Origin of the sequence: Vibrio sp. D401a, assembly GCF_030248515.1 — a bacterium.
Taxonomy (GTDB): domain Bacteria; phylum Pseudomonadota; class Gammaproteobacteria; order Enterobacterales; family Vibrionaceae; genus Vibrio; species Vibrio rotiferianus.
The window spans coordinates 44,038-63,510 of sequence record NZ_JAHGAI010000012.1 but is presented as its reverse complement, the minus strand read 5'-3'; the positions used below and the strand labels follow the sequence as shown (position 1 = coordinate 63,510).

Sequence of the window (19,473 nt, the reverse complement as noted above, 5' to 3'; positions counted from 1 at the left end):
TCTTCACGGTGTGTTGGTCTATCATAGCGAGATAATTCAATGAACCCAAGTCACCCCGTACAAGGTACAAAAAGGAATTGAGGAAGTACTATGTCTATCGAAGAAAACAAAGAAGCACGCCATAAGGCTCGCCAACAAAAAGTAAAACAACAGGTAGACGCCAAGATCGCTGCCGCCCAAGAAGAAAAAGGTTTATTGCTGATCATTACAGGTAATGGCAAAGGTAAGTCGACTTCAGGCTTCGGTACTATTGCGCGAGCGGTGGGCCACGGTTTGAAGTGTTCTGTTGCTCAGTTTATCAAGGGGACATGGGACAACGGAGAGCGTAACCTACTTGAAAAGCTCGGTGTTGAGTTCCAAGTCATGGCGACGGGTTTTACATGGGAGACACAAAACAAAACTGCCGATACTGAAGCAGCGCAACTGGTTTGGCGAGAGTGTAAGCGTATGCTCACCGACGAATCGATTGATGTAATTCTGTTTGACGAACTGACGTACATGGTGAGCTATGGCTATATCGACCTAGATGAAGTGGTCGAAGCGCTGAACAACCGTCCGAAAATGCAATCTGTCGTCATTACTGGTCGCGGAGCACACCGCACTTTGATCGAAATGGCCGACACTGTATCCGAAGTGAAGAACGTAAAGCACGCTTTTGAATCCGGTGTTAAAGCTCTGAAAGGCGTAGATTGGTAAGCATCCGTCGTTGCTTCCGAAAAGACTACAAACTAAAAAGGGTTGGCTCAATGCCAACCCTTTTCTTTTACTAGGGTCTGTTAGTTAAACAGGTTCTTCAGCAAGCCATCTACTGCTTCTTTGGTTTTCTCGTCTTTGATCTTATCCGTTAGCTTCTCTACACCACGGTCAATTTCTTTCTGTGCTTTTTGCTTCAACACATCATCAAAGACCAGCTTAAACTTAGGATCTGCCCACTTACCAGAAACATTGATAGGAATAGTAATGTCCTTCAGTTCATCAATGTTCTTACCGCCCTGACCTTCTAGCGTGCCCACAATCGAGGTGCTGATGGTGAAGTCAACCGTTTCATTCAGGTAGTTCGCTTTACCTTTACCACGAACGCGAAGAAGTGGAGACTGCGCTTTCATATTATCGGTAGAGACTACACCTTTGTTCAACTTCAAGGTCGCTGTCATAGCACTGAAGTCGGTTTTCTTAACTTCATCTGTACCTTCTAGACTTTGACCTTTGAATCGCGCGTAGTTTTCTCGGATCAATTGAGCAACGTTAATGCCATTCACAGCGCCATCGGCAAAATTGATCACGACCGTGCCGGTCAGGTTCTTCTTGATGCCAGTTGGCGTTAAGCTCTTACCACTTACGTTTACATCAATGTTACCAGTACCTTCCAACATGTCGTTGTTGGCTACATCGATCAGCAATGGTTGAATATGGACACCTTTAATTGACTTCTTCGCTGAGTAAGTTGCAGGTGATTTACGTGCGTCTAGCTTAGCGGTTGCAGTAATCGTACCTTGGTACAACTTAGAGCTGAATGAAGTTAGGTCAAAGACACCACGATTGATAGAGAAGCTTGCTTTAACCGCTTCCATCTTCGCGTTAGCCGCTTTGAACTTATCAATCGTAATATCGCCTTTCACATCCAGAGTCTTTAATGCAGATAAGTCTGGTTCAACTTCCGGCCCTGCTGGCGCACTTTCGCCACCGGACGCTGGCTTGTCACTAACTGGTGCTTGTTGATTTAAGCCAAGGAACTCATCTAAGTCGATGTTAGGACTGTGTACAGCAAAGCGAACTTTCGGAATATCGCCTAGAGTCACATCCGCTTTACCATCAAGTGCAATGGCGTTTGCAGTAAGTTTCTCTAGAACAAAGCTCAAGTGGCCCTTAGCCAAATCGAATGAAAGGTCTGAAGCCATATCGACTTTCATTGGTGATTGTGGAAGCGCATCTCCTTCAAACGTTGAGTTCAACGTCAATTTGTTCAATTGCACTTTGCTGATAGCTTTATCGACGTTTAGCTCACCGCCACCTTGCATATCAAGCTTCATGCCACCTGCTTCGCCTTTTAATGCGTAGCTTAGGTTGTTTACTCTATCGAACTCAAACGTGTCTAAACCAATGGTCGCAGATTCAATTTTGTTTGCAGGATCGCGGTAAGTTGCATCAAAGTTAATGTTTTTCAGAGCGTAGCTAGTTAAACCTTTCGCCAGTTTGAAATCCGCTTTACCTTGCGCTGTAAACGTCTGGTCATTCATTTCACCTTTCACGCCGAAGTCTGCCGTTGTCCAGTTATCAAAGGCAAACTGAGAAAGGTTTAAAGAAATATCAGACAGCTTAGTGTAGCTACCCGCTTGCTTGTCTTGGATTTCAACATAGCCATTAGAGATGGTGACGCCAGCCAGATTGATCGTCCAATCAGAAGCCGTGCTCTGTGAATCTACCGCTTGCTCTGGAGTCGCTTCAGTCGTTTTTTCTGCTTGCTGAGTTTGTGCTTTGGTTAGCGCATCAATGTTCTTGGTACCATCTTTCAGCGTTTCAAGATAGAACTCAGCGCCATCAAGAGTGACATTCCCAATTTCCAGCTGTTTGCTGAACAGAGGAGTAACGGAAACATCTACACCGACCGTCTCAACTTTAAATAGATTTGGTTGGCTGAAGCCTTGTGGGTTTCTTAATTCAGTGCGACCCAGTTCGAAGCCAATTGATGGGAAAAACTGCCAACTAATGTCCCCCTCAATGACCAGTTCCAAGCCGGTTTGCTTTTGAGCTTGTTCCACAATCAGTGGTTTAAATTGGTTTGGATTAACAAAAATCACTAACCCTAAAATAACAGCCAAAATCGCCACAATCGGGATGGCAATGACTAAGAGCAGTTTCTTCATTCGCTTTTTCCTTGCTCGGGTGTTTTTACAATTATAAGCGCAGACTTTTTTTATCGCTGACAGTTCCACGAAAGCGTGAAAAATGTCCGATTTTGTATTGCAACTGGCTAATTTAAAAACAAAAAAAAGAAGTGGCACTTAAGGTGCCACTTCTTTATACAAAAATAAAGCGATATAGCCGTCTAAAGGCTTAAGCTTTCAGAAGTTTTGCAATGTGCGCTTTAAGAACGTCGATTGCGATACGGTTTTTACCACCACGAGGTACGATGATGTCCGCGTATTGCTTAGAAGGTTCGATAAATTGCATGAACATCGGACGAACTGTCTGTTGGTATTGCTTAAGAACCGACTCCATAGTACGGCCACGCTCTTCAACATCACGCTTAACGCGACGCAGTAGACAGATATCAAGTGGAGTATCCATAAACACTGTCGCGTGCATTAAATTACGAAGGCGTGGGTCTGTTAGCAGCAAGATACCTTCCAAAATGATTACCTTTTTAGGGGTCATTGGAGTGGTGTTGCTTGTACGAGTGTGCTCTGTGTAGCTGTATTCTGGTACTTCTACAGCTTCGCCACGCACCAACTTCTCTAGGTGTTCACAGAGTAGGTCGTGGTCCAACGCGCTCGGGTGGTCGTAGTTAGTCTTTACACGCTCTTCCATGCTTAGTTGGCTTTGGTCGTTGTAGTAGCAATCTTCCGTGATGACACCGATTTGATGATCGCCCACTTTCTCGCGAAGCTCATTGTAGATTGTGCTCGCGATCAGACTTTTTCCAGAAGCAGAAGCGCCAGCAATACCTACGATGACGCATTGATTATTATCAGACATTAGTTTGCACCCGATGATGATTTTCTAGTCACATAAAAAGATAAACTGCCTGATTATAGGGAGTTCACCCCTTCGTTACTAGTTGGAATTAGGGTTTAGTTATAAGTTTCTATCTACTCAGAGGATTAACCGCCAAGCAAACGTTTAAATGCACAATATTCAACCGGCCTTGATATTAAACTCAGTTCACCATAGTAAAACTGATAGCATCTGGTTTTGCTTTGCCTTGCCAATACATTGTACAACACACACGATCCGCAAGTTGTTTGTAGTAACCTGCATGCTCGCTATCAGCACGTCTTGCCACAGTTGGGATACCCGCATCAATATCTTCTCGCATTGATATATGAAGTGGGATCTGCCCAAGCAACGCCAAACCAAACTCTTGCGACATTTTTTCAGCGCCACCCGTACCAAATATGTGCTCAACCGCTCCGCACTGGCTACAAATGTGATAGCTCATGTTCTCCACGACGCCCACCACTGGTACATTCACTTTATGGAACATCGCAGCACCTTTACGAGCATCAGCCAAAGCTAAGTCTTGCGGCGTAGTAACAAGTACAGTACCTGTTACTGGAATTTGTTGTGACAACGTCAGCTGAATATCCCCTGTACCCGGTGGCATATCAATCACCAAATAATCAAGCTCAGGCCAATCCGTTTCTGTCAGCAGTTGTGATAGCGCTTTGGAGGCCATAGGACCGCGCCAAATAGCCGCTTCCGACTTATCTACCAAGTAACCGATAGAATGAGTATAGATGCCATGAGCAAAAATAGGCTCCATCCATTTCGCATCACGAACTTCAGGCTTCGCGTCTTCTTGCCCCAACATCATAGGAACCGATGGGCCATAGATATCAGCATCTAACAAGCCAACTTTCGCACCCGACTGTGCAATAGCTAAAGCAAGGTTAACCGCCGTTGTCGATTTACCCACGCCTCCTTTCGCAGAACTGACTGCAATGATGTTCTTAACACCCTTAACTGCATTCTGAACCTGGGTTTCAAGCGCTTTGACACCGAGCTCAATCTGGAACTCAAACGCAGGGACATCACCTGCTGCTTGCTGTTCTTTGATCCAATCGCTCAGCGCTTGTTGAAGCTCGTTGCTCGCGAATGGCAAAGTAATTTGGATGCCGCCTTGCGCTGGAATCGCGACCATCCCATGAATATCTGCCCAGTTTTCCACCAACTGCGGATGTTGGAACTGGTTAAGCCAATGACAAAAGTCTTGTTTTGAAGTGAACTGGTGCATGACGCCTCCTTTATACCTAAATGACCTCAAAGTGCTTAGGCCTTTTCGCATCTTGAAGTCACTTGGGTATAACACTCTAATCGTAGCACCCAGAGACAAGATTCAGAACCCCAAAAAAACTAAGGCAATCCATGGTTTGATGCCTTGGCGTTAGGAAGCTCATGGGGTAGTATTACTCTCTATTTTTTTATACCTATCAAAAAGCGATTATTAAGTATGGCAAACGATCCAAGAAAACTGCTGGTAACTTGTGCCCTTCCGTACGCTAATGGTTCGATTCACCTAGGTCATATGCTTGAACATATTCAAGCTGACATCTGGGTTCGCTACCAACGCCTACGCGGCAACACTGTAAACTTCATCTGTGCTGACGATGCTCACGGCACGCCAATCATGCTAAAAGCACAACAGATGGGTATTACACCAGAAGAGATGATCGCTGCAGTAAGCGAAGAGCATCAAAAAGACTTCGCTGGCTTTGATATTAGCTTTGATAACTACCACAGCACACACTCAGAAGAGAACCGTGAGCTAGCTTCTCACATCTACCTAGAGCTTAAGAAAAACGGTTTTATCTCTAGCCGTACTATCTCTCAGCTGTTTGATCCTGAGAAAGAAATGTTCCTACCGGACCGTTTCGTAAAAGGTACTTGTCCTAAGTGTAAGTCAGAAGACCAATACGGTGACAACTGTGATAACTGTGGTGAGACGTACAGCCCAACTGAGCTGATTGATCCAAAATCAGCAGTATCTGGCGCTACTCCAGTAATGAAAGACTCTGAGCATTTCTTCTTCGACCTACCTCAGTTCGAAAGCATGCTAAAAGAATGGACACGCTCTGGTTCACTACAAGCCGAAACGGCAAATAAAATGCAAGAGTGGTTCGAGTCTGGCCTGCAGCAGTGGGATATCTCACGTGATGCACCTTACTTCGGTTTTGAAATCCCAGGTGAGAAGAACAAATTCTTCTATGTATGGCTAGACGCACCTGTAGGTTACATGGCTTCTTTCAAGAACCTATGTAACAAAACTGAAGGTCTGGACTTCGATGAGTACTGGAAGAAAGAAAGCACAACTGAGCTTTACCACTTCATCGGTAAAGACATCGTTTACTTCCACTCTCTATTCTGGCCAGCGATGCTAGAAGGCAGTGGTTTCCGTAAGCCAAACAACGTATTCGTACACGGCTACGTTACGGTAAACGGCGCGAAAATGTCTAAGTCGAAAGGCACGTTCATCAAAGCGGCAACATACCTAGATCACCTAGATCCAGAGTGTCTACGTTACTACTACGCAGCTAAGCTAAACAGCCGTATCGATGACCTAGACCTTAACCTTGAAGACTTCACTCAGCGCGTTAACGCTGACGTAGTAAACAAGATTGTTAACCTAGCATCTCGTAACGCTGGCTTCATCTCTAAGCGCTTTGAAGGCAAACTATCTGCTAACTTCGCAGAAACTGAGCTATACAACGAGTTCACTGCGGCCGCTGACCGTATCGCAGAACTATACGAAACGCGTGAGTTCGGTCGTGCAATCCGTGAAATCACAGCACTGGCTGACAAAGCAAACCAATACGTTGATGAAAAAGCACCGTGGGTTGTTGCGAAAGAAGAAGGCAAAGACCAAGAGCTACAAGACATTTGTTCTGTTGGTATCAACCTATTCCGCGTTCTGATGACTTACCTGAAACCAGTAATGCCAGAGCTTGCTGCTCGTACTGAAGCGTTCCTAAACGAAGAACTAACTTGGGAAGGTATCGCTGCGCCGCTAACTGATCACGAGATCACTAAGTTTAAAGCACTATTCAACCGCATCGATCCTAAGAAGGTTGAAGCGATGATTGAAGCATCTAAAGAAGATGCAGCAGCAGAAGTTGCAGCAAAAGAGAAAGCAGAAGCTGAAAAGAGCAAAGCGAGCCAAACTGAGCTAGACAAGGATCCAATCGCAGAAGAGATTGAATTTGACGCTTTCGCAGCCGTTGATATGCGTATCGCGCGCATCATCTCGTGTGAAGAAGTGCCAAAAGCAAACAAACTGCTTAAATTCCAACTAGACATCGGCGGCGAAACTCGTCAGGTGTTCTCTGGCATTAAGTCAGCGTACAAACCTGAAGAGCTAGAAGGCAAGCTAACCGTAATGGTTGCTAACCTAAAGCCTCGTAAGATGAAGTTTGGTATGTCTGAAGGCATGATCCTAGCAGCGGGCCCTGGTGGCAGCGACCTATGGATCCTTGAGCCGCACGAAGGTGCTCAACCAGGTATGCGTGTAATGTAATTCGTTACTTTACGACGTGACTTAGAAATCCTCGCCCAACTCGGCGGGGATTTTTTTTCGACTGAATTCACACTTTTGGTGAAATCGCGCACCAAATTCGGACATTTCATTATTAACGATTTACATAAGCTACTGTTTTAAAATGTTTTAATTATTGGCATCAAAGCTGCTCTTACTTAGTTGCTAGGTCAACAGCACTAACAAGGAGTTGGTTATGTTTGTTTTGATTTCTACTTTGATCTCGATTGCCATTCTGGCTGGGATCTATCATTTAGCTGCGAAGCGGGAGAAACAACACGCTCGCAAGTATCAATTACTCACGTTATTACGCGATGTCGTCCATCTATTGCGTCGCCATCGAGCAGTAACCCACTACTCTATTCAATACCAACAAAATCACGAAAAAGAGATAGAGCAAATTCATCAAGAACTAGGCTATAAATTACACCAGCTAGTGGAAACCTCTCGCTTTGAGAACAAACCCATGTATCGCGTGCTGCAAATCAAAGTAGACAAGTTGATAGAGCAATGGCAAGACAACACCGTAGCACGCAATCAGATGGAGCATGGTAAATTGATTCGCCATAGTTTGTTTTTGATGGATGAGGTCACTATTGCATGGCTCGCTATTGCCCAAAGAGACGAGTTGTATGACGAGTACCACATGAATTGGCAAACTGTAATTGATAGCTTAGAGACATTGACACAACTGCGTATCAGTATTCAGGACATGGAAGACAGAGGTGGTCCTGAACGAATGAGAAACTATGCGTCAGTGATGATTAGAAGGCTTAACCAGTTGGCTGTCATTAGCCCTTTGAGCCTTGCCTCGCCAACATCGACCAAATCGATTCAGTCACTGAACGATTACATTGAAGGTGAAGTAGTCGCCTTAAGCGAAGAAGAACTCTATGACATCACCTCAGACTTATCCCTATCCGTGTTTAACACCTACGACCAAATGCTTTCGGACATCATAGAAACCCTCTACTTACCTTTACCCAGATTGTCCCTAGCTTGATCATCGGATTGCTCGCTTGAGACACTCTCAATACCAATAAAAAACCGCAGGTATATACCTGCGGTTTTATTTTGAAATCGTTGAATTCAAGAATTGATTAGCTGTCGTCTTCTGTGAAGTTGGTTGGCAACTCTTGCTTCATCTCGTTCCAAATTTGCGCGCTCTCCATACCATAGTGACGAATCACAATTGGTAGTTGATCACGCTGACCCGTCTCACACGTTTCTAGAAGCTGACGGTAAAAACGTAGCGCTAAATCACGTGACGCTGGGTTTGAGAAGTAGTAGCTACCCACTCGATCATAAAGCTTTCTCAGACCATTAAAGATAAGACCGTAGATCTGGTTGCCAGAATGGAACGCTAAACGTTGGAACAACATGTAATCGTAGAAGTTGAACGTCTTCGCGATCAAGATTTCTTGGCGTTTCGCTTCGTCTTTCTCGTTGTCTTCTTTTACGCTTTGCAGGATCTTGTCTGCATATGGAGAAGCTGCGATAAATTCATCCCATGAAGAGGCACTGACAAGCGCTTCACACGACTCAATCACATTCTGGATAGTACGCTCAGACGCTTCTTTGTTTGCTTTGAATGCATAACGCATGAAGATTGGACTGATGTTAGTACGCGCAGCGAGCAGGTCTTCAACGATGTTCGTCGCGTTATCCACATCAAGTGTCATTAGCGTATCCAAGATATGCAGACCAGACGTCTCCATAAACTGGTTAACTTTCGTTGGCTTACCGTGTTGGATAGTTAACCAGCCATCACGAGCTAAACGTTGCAACACTTCACGCAATGTCGTTCTCGTTACACCGATTAATTCAGAAAGCTCACGCTCAGCGGGTAAAATGGAGCCAGGAGGAAAACGGCCGTTCCAAATGCTCTCGATAATGTATTTTTCTGCGAATCCCGCAGGGCTTTTCGCCTTTATGACCATTCTACTTTTTATCCAATTATTGATTTCACTGGGTCGATAAGACTCATCATACCACTAGTTAACGATTTGAGAAAATTTACGATCAATAAATGAAACGAAGTTTAAATATAGAGTTAATACTCTATTTGTTTCATCAAATTGCTATTGGTAATTTATGAAGCCAAAGACGCGAAATTCATATTTTAAATTCCCGCTATAGGGCACAAAGCAAGCTGTAATAAAGCATTATTGATCACATTTTTTAGATCAAAATATGCAAAATAAAATTGTGCCTAATGGTTAATGTTCTTTATTAATTTATCTTTTCTCGTCATTGAACGTAAATTAAAATCCAAGGTGAATTTTTATAAGCTTTTCATGATATAGTAACGCCGTTTTGATCGCGTTATTACAATTAAAAAGCCGTTTTAGTCGGTAGCATTAAGTTTTGTTGTTGACTATTGATTGACTGAGTGTAGAGTTGCGGTCGAAAGTGAGCGGTGCTTGAGTTTCAGGGGAAGTAACTTGGCAAGACTACAAGAGAACAAAGGATTGTTGTTTTTCTAAGTTATTGTTTAAAAAGGCTAACTAATAAGCCTAATAAACAGAAGCTGAAGCACTATTGTAGTGTCTATTCATAATTTTGTTATAAAGAGAATTATCATGCCGATATCGCTCGGAAACGCCTTTATCAAGAACTTTCTTGGTAAGGCGCCTGATTGGTACAAAGTTGCCATTATAGCCTTCCTAATTGTTAACCCAATTGTATTCTTTCTAATTGATCCATTCGTAGCTGGTTGGTTGTTAGTTGCTGAATTTATTTTCACTCTAGCAATGGCTCTAAAATGCTACCCACTGCAACCGGGCGGTCTTCTAGCAATAGAAGCGGTTGCGATTGGAATGACAAGCCCTGCACAGGTGAAGCATGAGCTTGTAGCCAATATAGAGGTGCTCCTACTACTTGTATTTATGGTAGCGGGTATCTACTTCATGAAGCACCTTTTGCTATTCATCTTTACGAAGATATTGCTTGGTATTCGTTCAAAAACTTTACTTTCACTCGCATTTTGTTTTGCAGCTGCATTTCTTTCAGCTTTCTTAGATGCTTTGACAGTAATTGCCGTTGTTATCAGCGTTGCGGTTGGTTTCTACTCGATTTACCACAAAGTTGCTTCTGGTAACCCAATTGGAGACCACGACCATACTCAAGATGACACCATCACAGAACTAACCCGTGATGACCTAGAAAACTATCGTGCATTTCTACGTTCGTTACTAATGCATGCTGGTGTTGGTACCGCGCTAGGTGGTGTAACTACTATGGTTGGTGAACCACAAAACCTGATTATTGCCGATCAAGCAGGTTGGTTATTTGGCGAGTTTCTAATTCGCATGTCACCTGTGACACTACCTGTATTTATCTGTGGTTTGATCACTTGTGCGGTTGTTGAAAAGCTAAAAGTATTTGGCTACGGAGTAAAACTTCCTGATAACGTCCGTCAAATCCTCGTTGATTTCGATCGTGAAGAACGTAAGACACGTACAAACCAAGACGTGGCTAAGCTTTGGGTTCAAGGCCTTATTGCAGTTTGGCTGATCGCCGCTCTCGCACTTCACCTAGCAGCCGTTGGCCTAATTGGTCTGTCAGTTATCATCCTTGCAACATCGTTTACCGGAGTAATCGAAGAGCACTCCATGGGTAAAGCCTTTGAAGAGGCACTGCCATTTACAGCGCTGTTAGCAGTATTCTTTGCTGTCGTTGCCGTTATCATTGACCAAGAGCTGTTCAAGCCTGTTATTGACGCAGTACTTGCTGTCGAGGACAAAGGCGCTCAGCTTGCTTTGTTCTACGTAGCAAACGGACTATTATCTATGGTTTCGGATAACGTATTCGTTGGTACGGTATACATCAATGAAGTGAAAACGGCTCTCATGGAAGGCCTAATTACACGTGAACAATTTGATCTACTAGCAGTGGCAATTAACACTGGTACTAACCTACCTTCAGTTGCGACTCCAAACGGTCAAGCTGCTTTCCTATTCTTGCTAACTTCAGCACTGGCACCGTTGATTCGTCTATCTTACGGTCGCATGGTAGTAATGGCACTGCCATACACCGTTGTACTGGCTTTGGTTGGTTTGATGGGAATTATGTTCTTCCTAGAACCAGCAACAGCTTCTTTCTACGACGCGGGCTGGATCGTTCCGCACAGTGGTGATATCGCTCCGGCAGTATCTAGCGGCCATTAAAATTTGGTTGATTAAGAAACTTATCCACGTTAAAAAGCTCTGAGTATTCAGAGCTTTTTAATTTCATCAATAGGATATTACTTGTGACTATTTTTGCATCACTGAATGACTTCTCGAAGGGACGCTTATCTTGGCTTCTTCTTCTTATCGCAATCGTTTTTTTCGAAGCCTGTGCTTTGTTCTTCCAACACGTGATGATGCTTGCACCTTGCGTTATGTGTATTTATGAGCGTGTCGCCATGATGGGAATCGGCGCAGCTGCAATGATTGGTCTTATTGCACCCAATAACCCTCTTGTGCGTTGGGTGGCATTGGCAGCATGGGGAGCAAGTGCTTATAAAGGTTTGATGCTGGCGATGCAGCATGTCGACTACCAGTTCAACCCATCACCATTTGCAACTTGTGATCTGTTTGTTACCTTCCCTAGCTGGGCACCTTTAAATCAGTGGGTTCCGTGGATGTTTGAAGCATATGGTGACTGTGCGAAGATCGTGTGGCAGTTCCTTGGCCTTTCTATGCCTCAGTGGCTTGTAGTGATTTTCGCGGGTAACCTAATTGCTTTTGCCTTTATCGTGATCGCTCAATTCTTTGGTGGTAAGCGCAAAAACCCAATTCAATAATTGATGAGCCTTAAACTCTAATTTCTAACGACATTACACAAAAAAGCCGACTACAAGTCGGCTTTTCTTTTTATCTGTATATCTGTTATTTACCGCAGCATTGCTTAAATTTCTTACCGCTTTCACATGGGCAAAGATCGTTACGACCCACCCCTTTGAATGGGTTTAAGCTCTTTGATTTTTTTCCTACCATCAACTCATCAGCACCAAGTGCGACTTCGTTGATCATAAGATCAAACTGCTCGATGAAATCCGTTAGCGCAGGAGGGGGTTCAATACCCGCATCACGCATCTGCTGTTGCGTTTGCTCTTCATCAATTGCCAACATCATCGTTGTTAACAATGCCTGTAGCATGCGTTCAAGGCCATCGTTCAGTACCACATCATGCCACTGCTCTTCAATCATCGGCCAAACGGACATAAAGCCTTCAGCAAAATCAGCTAACTGCTCTGGTTTGCTTTCCGTAAGTGCAAGAATAGAGTACTCGTTACGCAATATGTAGTTGTGCTGCTTGTGAATCTGCTCTTCAACGACTGGCTGAATCGCTTTAAAACCCTTACCTAGAAGAGGCTCTAGCCATGTTTCAGGTGCTAAGGGTTTCGTGGTCAGGTTAGCAGCCAGTACCGCACCTTCCATAAACAGTGAAGATTCGTCGATTTGAACTTCACCTTTCTCAATTAATGTGTATTGCATGACATCTGGTTTCCCATGAATTTGGCGGCATTATACCCCAGAGGTTATACCCAAGTAACCTCGAGATGCTTGGTTCAGCGAGAATGAGTTGGTTTGTAGACGCGGCGCCGATTTGAAGGTCTAGTGGGCCTAAATCAAGAATCGGCAACAAAGTATACAAGCCAAGTCAACTCGCCCTCCGGGAGCGTGTCATTGAACCGATTTCTGCGTCAAACAACTTGGTAAGAGCTGGCTATTACGCTGCGTTGTTTTCTTTGAACTCGAATCAATGACAACGCTCTGAATCCAACATCTTGAAGTCACTTGGGTATATAGGATGCTAGTTGATGTCACTCGATGCTGATGAGTCTTTTAATGACAAACTTCACGCACATCGCTACAATCGCCCTCCTTTTTACCACCAAACTGTATTAGGCAAGCTATGCGAGTTGTATTAGGCCCGATGGAAGGCGTTTTGGACCATTTGATGCGCCAAATCCTAACCGAGATAAACGACTATGATCTTTGTGTGACAGAGTTTGTTCGAGTCATCGACCAACTGTTACCTGATCACGTATTCCATCGTCTGTGCCCTGAGCTTCTGCAAGACTCGCAAACCGCATCTGGCGTACCCGTTCACGTGCAACTTCTTGGCCAAGAGCCAAACTGGATGGCAGAGAACGCGATCAAAGCAGCTGAACTCGGCGCTCGCGGTATTGATTTGAACTTTGGTTGTCCCGCTAGATTGGTCAACAGAAGTAAAGGTGGAGCAGCCCTACTCCAGCACCCTGACCTAATTCACAACGTTGTAAAAGCATGTCGCGACGCGGTGCCTGCTGATATCCCTGTTACCGCGAAAATTCGCCTAGGCTGGGAAAATCCAGAGGACTGCTTTGAGATCGTTGATGCGATTCAATCAGCTGGCGCGAATGAACTGACTGTCCACGCACGTACGAAAGAGGGTGGTTACAAGGCATCTGAGATCAAATGGGAATACATAACTAAAATTCGTGAACGTTTTGATATCCCCTTAATTGCCAATGGCGAGATTTGGAACTACGAAGACGGACAACGCTGTATTGCAACGACAGGTGTTGACTCTTTAATGGTATGCCGTGGTGCATTTAATATTCCGAACCTTGGCAATATGGTGAAATACAACCACCAGCCGATGGCTTGGAATGAAGTGGTAGATTTGCTGATTTACTACTCACAGTTTGAAATGAAAGGCGATAAAGGTTTGTATTATCCAAACCGCGTAAAACAATGGTTTGCGTACTTGCGCCAATCTTACCCTGAAGCGAACGAACTATTCCGAGAGATCCGTACGTTTAATAAAGCAGCACCAATCGTTGAACATATCCAACGCTACCGTGATGAGCTACAAGCACGCCTCAATGTAGCTTAAAAACTTGACCTCTCTGTGTGTTAAAAAGGGCGATTAGATCGCCCTTTTCAATACCAAGATTTGTTGCGCTAGTAACAGATTTTGTTCTTTCCTGTTGTTTTCGCTTCGTACAGTTTTTCATCAGCAACTTTGAAAAGCTCATCAAAGCTCGCTAACTGAGTCGAGCCTTTCACAACAACCCCACCAGAAACCGTAAATCCTTCCTTTATTACTTTCTTTGAACTTGCTGCAATTGAATCCGCAACTCGTTGAAGAATGAGCTTCATACATTCAATATCTTCATCGTAGATTGCTAGAACAAACTCTTCACCACCGAACCGAGAAGCGACATCAGTGTGGCGAATATTTTCTTTAATGGCTCTCGCGACAGCCTTAATCGCATCATCGCCAACATCGTGGCCATAAGTATCATTAATAGATTTAAAGTTATCGATATCAAATACGGCTAAGGCAATATTCTTTTTCGTGATTTTATTGCGCCAGACCGCTTCCATTCCGCGACGGTTCAATAAACCTGTCATTGGATCTTTCGCTGCAAGCTCTTCAAAATAACGACTTTCTGTACGAGCATTGACTAAAAATAGGGCGACGGTACTCAGTACATAAATAAAGAACGCAACGGCGACACTGTACTTCTCAAATACAAGTAAGTTCTTAAACTCATCCAAAATATTGTATTCATAGAAGATTTTATGATTTGAGCTTAAACGTTCGTGCTCTAAAGCCTCTACTCTCAAAACGTTGTCAGGCATGCTCATTACATTAGAAATGACATGCAACTTGCCCGCTAAGTTGTCCGTCGTTTTGAGTAAGGCGTCGACATCAAAATCAATCGACAACACACCTTGATGTTCGCCTTTTTCATAAATTGGCACGGTTAGGCTAATAACCTGACCGTCATGTCGGTCCAACATAGGTGCGGGGCCAGACATAGTCACTTTCACGGTATCCTGAGCCGTTTTCTGCCAAAACGGTCTTGCTTTCAACGTACTCCAAAGCTCTTGAGTAAAGTACTTTGCGTACGTTTCTGGAGAGGAAATAACGTAGCCTCTCTGATCGATATAGTGGATACCAAGAATGTGCGATTCAATATCATGAAGGAATGAAAGGGAAGGAGCAAAACCCGCTTTTTTTTCAGCCACCTTGAACAGATCACTTCCCGGTTCACACAGTTCTTTTTGACCAACAATCATGTAGTCCAGCTCAACAGCCGGCAGTCCACCTGAATGGGTATTCTCTAGAAGCAATACATCAATAGGCCATACATAACACAAATCATTTTCTAGCATATGATTGTGTTCTTTAAATAATGGATGGGCAGGATTTGAATAATTGACGAAGCTATAATCTAGAGCTGTCAGAACTTTAACTGCACGATTGACCGCTCGGTCGATTTTAGCGTATTCCAAGTCGATGTAGCGATTCATCGCATCATAGTAGTTTTTGGCTGTCACTAGCATGACAACACAGAGCAAAAACAGAGGGAAGAAGATGACAAACTTGAGGCTGAATCGCCTTTGATTACCCATTGAATACCACGACTGATTATTATTTACCCTGAATAGCTTAAGCCATTCAGGGGCTGTTTATAGTTTTTAATTTAAGTATTCATAAATTTTAATAAATTAGGTGCTAAGTGTCACTTCACTTGCCATAAACTAGACGTCAAAGGTGTGATCTTGACAGAAAAATGACGCCTATAATCAACTTTATCGCCAGTTTCGCAAAGCTGAAGCAAGTGTTTAGCATTTAAGCCAAGTTTCCATAACGGAATATCAATCAATTGCACATCTTCACTAAAATTCAATGCAACAATTACAGCTTCACTACCAAGCTGTCTTGCAAAGACCAATACATCATCAGATGCATATAACCACTGAAGACTACCTGATTGTAAACATGGGTGGTTCCTACGTATGGCAATCCAACGCTTATAGATTGGCAACCACTTGGATTTTGCAACCTCTCCCCAAGGGAAACAGCGTCTGTTATCCGGATCCAAACCGCCTTCTAGGCCAACTTCACTGCCATAATAAACACATGGTACTCCTACGTACGTCATCAGCATGATTAATGCTAATTCCATCCGTTTGTTGTCCCCTTTAACCAGAGAAAGAAAGCGCGCAGTATCGTGGCTGTCCAACTGATTCAGTTGGGATAGTTGGTTGTGCCAAGGAATTTTTGCTCTTGCTTCATCTAACCATTCTTTAAAATCCAGTCCACCAATCATGATCGGGTCATAAGCAATATCTTTTTTAGCTACAAATGCTCGCACTGGATGGGCAAAACCATAGTAGTTCATTGCTCCATCCTCTTGGCCGCCTTGCAGCCATTGCGTCGCCTCAAAGAAGTGTTCACCTAACACATACGCATTAGGGTTGGTTGATTTGGTTGCTTGACGGAAAGCTTCCACATAGTGCGCGTTGTTTTTCGCACCATCGCCTTCACCCAACATATGAATGACATCAAAACGCCAACCATCGACAGAATATGGTGGTTTGAGCCAATATTTGATTACGGCCTCTTCACTTTGATAGATGTAATCGCGCACCTGCTCATTTTCAAAGTTCAGAACGGGTAGGCTAGCAATACCTTTCCAGCCAATGTAATTATTGGTTTCTCCCTCGAAGAAGTAATAGTCACGAAAATCTGAATTTGGTTTTCCATACGCCCCAAGACCTTCTTGTTTTATATCGAACCAAGGGTGCTCCACTGAGGTGTGATTAAATACCGCATCCAAAACGACCTTCATTTGCTTGCCATGAATTCGTTCACACAAATCTGCAAACAGTTCATTGCTTCCAAACATTGGATCGATCGTGAAATAATCCGTAGTGTCATATTTATGATTACTTGGTGCAGTAAAAATTGGGTTGAAGTACAACGCTGTCACACCCAACTCATCCAAATAATCAAGCTTCTGCTCAACACCTTTTAAATCACCACCGAAAAACTCTCTTGCGCCCGTATTTTGGTGAGACCCAACCGCCTCCCCCCAAGGTTTTACTAAAATTTCTGGGTCGTATTGAGCGTAAGCAATTCGAATCGATTGCTCATCTTGGCTAGCCGCAAAGCGATCAGGAAATATCTGGTAGAAGACCTGTTCTTGCACCCAGCGAGGAGGCTGAGACTGCGTGTTCAACTTAAAGTGGAACTCTTTCGGCGGCATACGCTTATGCACGCCTCTGCCATCAAGCCAAATCTGGTGGGTGCCTTTGAGCAGCTTGAACACATAATGGGTGACGTCACGGTCTCGGTTCGCTGCAAATTGTGCTTGCCATAGCTGAAGCTCACCAGCATTACCACAAGGCTTCATCTCTATGAGGTATTCTTCGTTGTCTGGTTCACAGCGTACATACACGCTATCAAACTCGATGCTTTCGGTTTTCAAAATGACAGTAAGCTGTTCACCATCAAAAACAAGGCCATCTTCAGTTTGGCTATGGAAGATAAATGGAAGGGTCATGGTAAGCGCTCTTAGTATTGGAATATTCCACTATTTTAATAAAGAGCACCCATCTAAAAATCCTCCTTTTAAAAATACCGTACGGGTCATTTTCTCAAGGAGGATCACATTTGGTAGGCGTAGTCGACAAACACTCTAAGCTAGTTCAACAACAAGCTGTCATCTGCCAACTCCTCTCCACGCACTTTAGAAAACATTTCCAATAAGTCTGGTACTTGCATATTCGCTCGCTGCTCACCCGCTACATCAAGAACAATTTCTCCTTGGTGTAACATTACTGTCCTGTCACCACAGGCCAGAGCATCCTTCATCGAGTGTGTCACCATCATTACCGTAAGATTAAACTCGGTGACAATGCGCTTAGTCAGGTCAATAACAAAAGCCGCCATACGAGGGTCTAACGCAGCCGTATGTTCATCAAGCAGTAGTAGCTTACTGTCTGATAGCGTTGCCATAACTAGACTAACCGCTTGACGCTGCCCCCCAGAAAGCAGCCCAATGCTGTCACCAAGGCGATCTTCAAGCCCTAAACCCAGAATGCTGATGCGCTCTTGAAACAGCTTGCGACGTTTCGCTGAGAGCGCCATCCCCCACCCGCGACGCTGACCCCGCATGTAAGCAAGCGCCATGTTTTCTTCAATGGACAAATCCCCACAAGTACCAGCTAGTGGGTCTTGGAATACGCGAGCACATTGAGTGGCGCGTTGTGCAACCGTCTTACGCGTAACATCTTGCCCCTCTATGATCACTTGCCCGCCAATCATTGGTGTTTCGCCCGTCACCGCACCAAGTAACGTTGATTTACCCGCGCCGTTGGATCCAATCACGGTGAGGAACTCATGCTCAGGTACTTCTAAAGACACCCCTTTTAACGCTCTGTTTTCCAAAATAGTGCCGGGATTGAAGGTCACTTGAATATCATTGAGTTCAATCATAGTGCCTCTCCTGATCCATTTTTTGATGCCGCTTGTTTTGCATTCGACACTCGTTGTTTGGCTTTCATTCTCTGTTTCAATTTCGGCGCTATCAAAGCTACCGCGACGAGTACGGCTGTAACCAAATTTAGATCCGATGCTTGTAGGCCAAACATTCCCGAACTCAGGGCAAACGCGACTGCTAGGCGATAAAGCACCGAACCAATAATCACCGCACAAACTGCAACCCAGATTTTCCGCCCTGGAATGAGGGTTTGTCCAAGAATAACCGCCGCAAGACCAACTACGATGGTGCCCACACCGGAGGTGACATCGGCAAAGCTGTTGGTCTGAGCAAATAACGCCCCAGCAAAACCAACAAATCCGTTAGACAGCGCTAAGCCAAAGTAAGTGTAAAAGCCAGTACTCGCCCCTTGCGCTGCCACCATTCGGGCGTTTACCCCTGTCGCTCTTAACCCTAAGCCGAAATCGCTGTTAAGAAGACGCACGACAAATAGCGCGGAAAGTAATACCAGCACACCGACAATCAAAGGTCGGATATACATAGCATCGCCGATCGATTCAAAAGGGGTAAGAATCGTGTCTTCGCCAAGCAGCGCCATGTTCGGCTTACCCATAATGCGAATGTTGATAGAAAACGCCGCAATCATGGTAAGAATGGAAGCGAGTAGATGAAGAATGCCACAACGAACCGCTAGAAAGGCGGTCACCCACCCTGTCATGCCACCAGCAATGACTGCCATTCCTGTCGCAATCCAAGGATTGATACCCGCCACAATAGCGGTTGCGGCAACGGCAGCACCCATAGGAAAGCTACCATCAACACTTAAATCAGGGAAATCTAATACTCGAAACGTAAGGTAGACGCCCAAGGCAACTAAACCGTAGATAAGGCCTATCTCGAGGGCACCAAAAAAAGCAAATGCAGACATAACTGCTCCTTTCTGCACAAG

The 19,473-nt window shown here is 44.3% G+C and carries 15 protein-coding genes; 6 read left to right on the top strand and 9 right to left on the bottom strand.

Going from position 1 to position 19,473, the window contains the following annotated elements; genetic code table 11:
• Nucleotides 1–90 precede the first annotated feature (90 nt).
• Nucleotides 91–696 carry a cob(I)yrinic acid a,c-diamide adenosyltransferase gene (gene cobO, locus KIV41_RS07075; protein WP_285335960.1) on the top strand — a complete coding sequence of 202 codons (606 nt, stop codon included), beginning with the start codon at nt 91–93 and terminating at the stop codon, nt 694–696.
• A gap of 80 nt (nt 697–776) precedes the next feature.
• On the opposite strand, the gene KIV41_RS07070 is transcribed toward cobO, so the two are convergent.
• From KIV41_RS07070 to apbC, 3 genes are all read right to left on the bottom strand, one after another.
• Complete coding sequence (locus KIV41_RS07070; protein WP_285335959.1) at nt 777–2,864, bottom strand: AsmA family protein; 2,088 nt, start codon at nt 2,862–2,864, stop codon at nt 777–779.
• A 190-nt stretch (nt 2,865–3,054) separates the two neighbouring features.
• Nucleotides 3,055–3,696: a uridine kinase gene (gene udk, locus KIV41_RS07065; protein ID WP_010449330.1), complete on the bottom strand. Its 642-nt coding sequence runs from the start codon at nt 3,694–3,696 to the stop codon at nt 3,055–3,057.
• Nucleotides 3,697–3,877: 181 nt separating this feature from the next.
• Nucleotides 3,878–4,954: an iron-sulfur cluster carrier protein ApbC gene (gene apbC, locus KIV41_RS07060; RefSeq protein WP_285335958.1), complete on the bottom strand. Its 1,077-nt coding sequence runs from the start codon at nt 4,952–4,954 to the stop codon at nt 3,878–3,880.
• A gap of 216 nt (nt 4,955–5,170) precedes the next feature.
• On the opposite strand from apbC, the gene metG reads away from it, so the two are divergent.
• Both metG and KIV41_RS07050 read left to right on the top strand, forming a co-directional pair.
• Entirely contained in the window at nt 5,171–7,231 is a 2,061-nt protein-coding gene (gene metG / locus KIV41_RS07055; protein ID WP_285335957.1) for a methionine--tRNA ligase, read from the top strand.
• A gap of 214 nt (nt 7,232–7,445) precedes the next feature.
• A complete protein-coding gene (locus KIV41_RS07050; RefSeq protein WP_088880542.1) occupies nt 7,446–8,252 on the top strand; it encodes a hypothetical protein in 807 nt (268 codons plus the stop codon).
• A gap of 97 nt (nt 8,253–8,349) precedes the next feature.
• Here the strand turns inward: KIV41_RS07050 and fadR are convergent, their stop codons facing one another.
• Nucleotides 8,350–9,189 carry a fatty acid metabolism transcriptional regulator FadR gene (gene fadR, locus KIV41_RS07045; RefSeq protein ID WP_010449338.1) on the bottom strand — a complete coding sequence of 280 codons (840 nt, stop codon included), beginning with the start codon at nt 9,187–9,189 and terminating at the stop codon, nt 8,350–8,352.
• A 642-nt stretch (nt 9,190–9,831) separates the two neighbouring features.
• Between fadR and nhaB the strand changes: the two genes are divergently transcribed.
• The gene (nhaB, locus tag KIV41_RS07040; RefSeq protein WP_010449340.1) at nt 9,832–11,418 is read left to right on the top strand and encodes a Na(+)/H(+) antiporter NhaB; all 1,587 of its coding nucleotides are present in this window, start codon (nt 9,832–9,834) and stop codon (nt 11,416–11,418) included.
• 83 nt (nt 11,419–11,501) lie between these two features.
• The gene (dsbB, locus tag KIV41_RS07035; RefSeq protein WP_071234659.1) at nt 11,502–12,038 is read left to right on the top strand and encodes a disulfide bond formation protein DsbB; all 537 of its coding nucleotides are present in this window, start codon (nt 11,502–11,504) and stop codon (nt 12,036–12,038) included.
• Nucleotides 12,039–12,123: 85 nt separating this feature from the next.
• Here dsbB and KIV41_RS07030 read toward each other — a convergent pair whose 3' ends face one another.
• Nucleotides 12,124–12,732: an SEC-C metal-binding domain-containing protein gene (locus KIV41_RS07030; RefSeq protein WP_285335956.1), complete on the bottom strand. Its 609-nt coding sequence runs from the start codon at nt 12,730–12,732 to the stop codon at nt 12,124–12,126.
• Between the two features lie 421 nt (nt 12,733–13,153).
• On the opposite strand from KIV41_RS07030, the gene dusC reads away from it, so the two are divergent.
• Nucleotides 13,154–14,119, top strand: a complete 966-nt coding sequence (gene dusC / locus KIV41_RS07025) for a tRNA dihydrouridine(16) synthase DusC (RefSeq protein WP_045394264.1) — start codon at nt 13,154–13,156, stop codon at nt 14,117–14,119.
• 68 nt (nt 14,120–14,187) lie between these two features.
• Here the strand turns inward: dusC and KIV41_RS07020 are convergent, their stop codons facing one another.
• The 4 genes from KIV41_RS07020 to KIV41_RS07005 all read right to left on the bottom strand — a co-directional run bounded on the left by KIV41_RS07020 (nt 14,188) and on the right by KIV41_RS07005 (nt 19,452).
• Nucleotides 14,188–15,648: a sensor domain-containing diguanylate cyclase gene (locus tag KIV41_RS07020; RefSeq protein WP_010449350.1), complete on the bottom strand. Its 1,461-nt coding sequence runs from the start codon at nt 15,646–15,648 to the stop codon at nt 14,188–14,190.
• 110 nt (nt 15,649–15,758) lie between these two features.
• Nucleotides 15,759–17,585, bottom strand: coding sequence for a maltodextrin glucosidase (gene malZ, locus KIV41_RS07015; protein WP_285335955.1), 1,827 nt, complete (start codon nt 17,583–17,585; stop codon nt 15,759–15,761).
• A 140-nt stretch (nt 17,586–17,725) separates the two neighbouring features.
• A complete protein-coding gene (locus KIV41_RS07010) occupies nt 17,726–18,520 on the bottom strand; it encodes an ABC transporter ATP-binding protein (RefSeq protein ID WP_285335954.1) in 795 nt (264 codons plus the stop codon).
• Nucleotides 18,517–19,452, bottom strand: a complete 936-nt coding sequence (locus KIV41_RS07005) for an ABC transporter permease (protein WP_071234653.1) — start codon at nt 19,450–19,452, stop codon at nt 18,517–18,519. The genes KIV41_RS07010 and KIV41_RS07005 overlap by 4 nt, the downstream gene beginning before the upstream one ends.
• Nucleotides 19,453–19,473 lie beyond the last annotated feature (21 nt).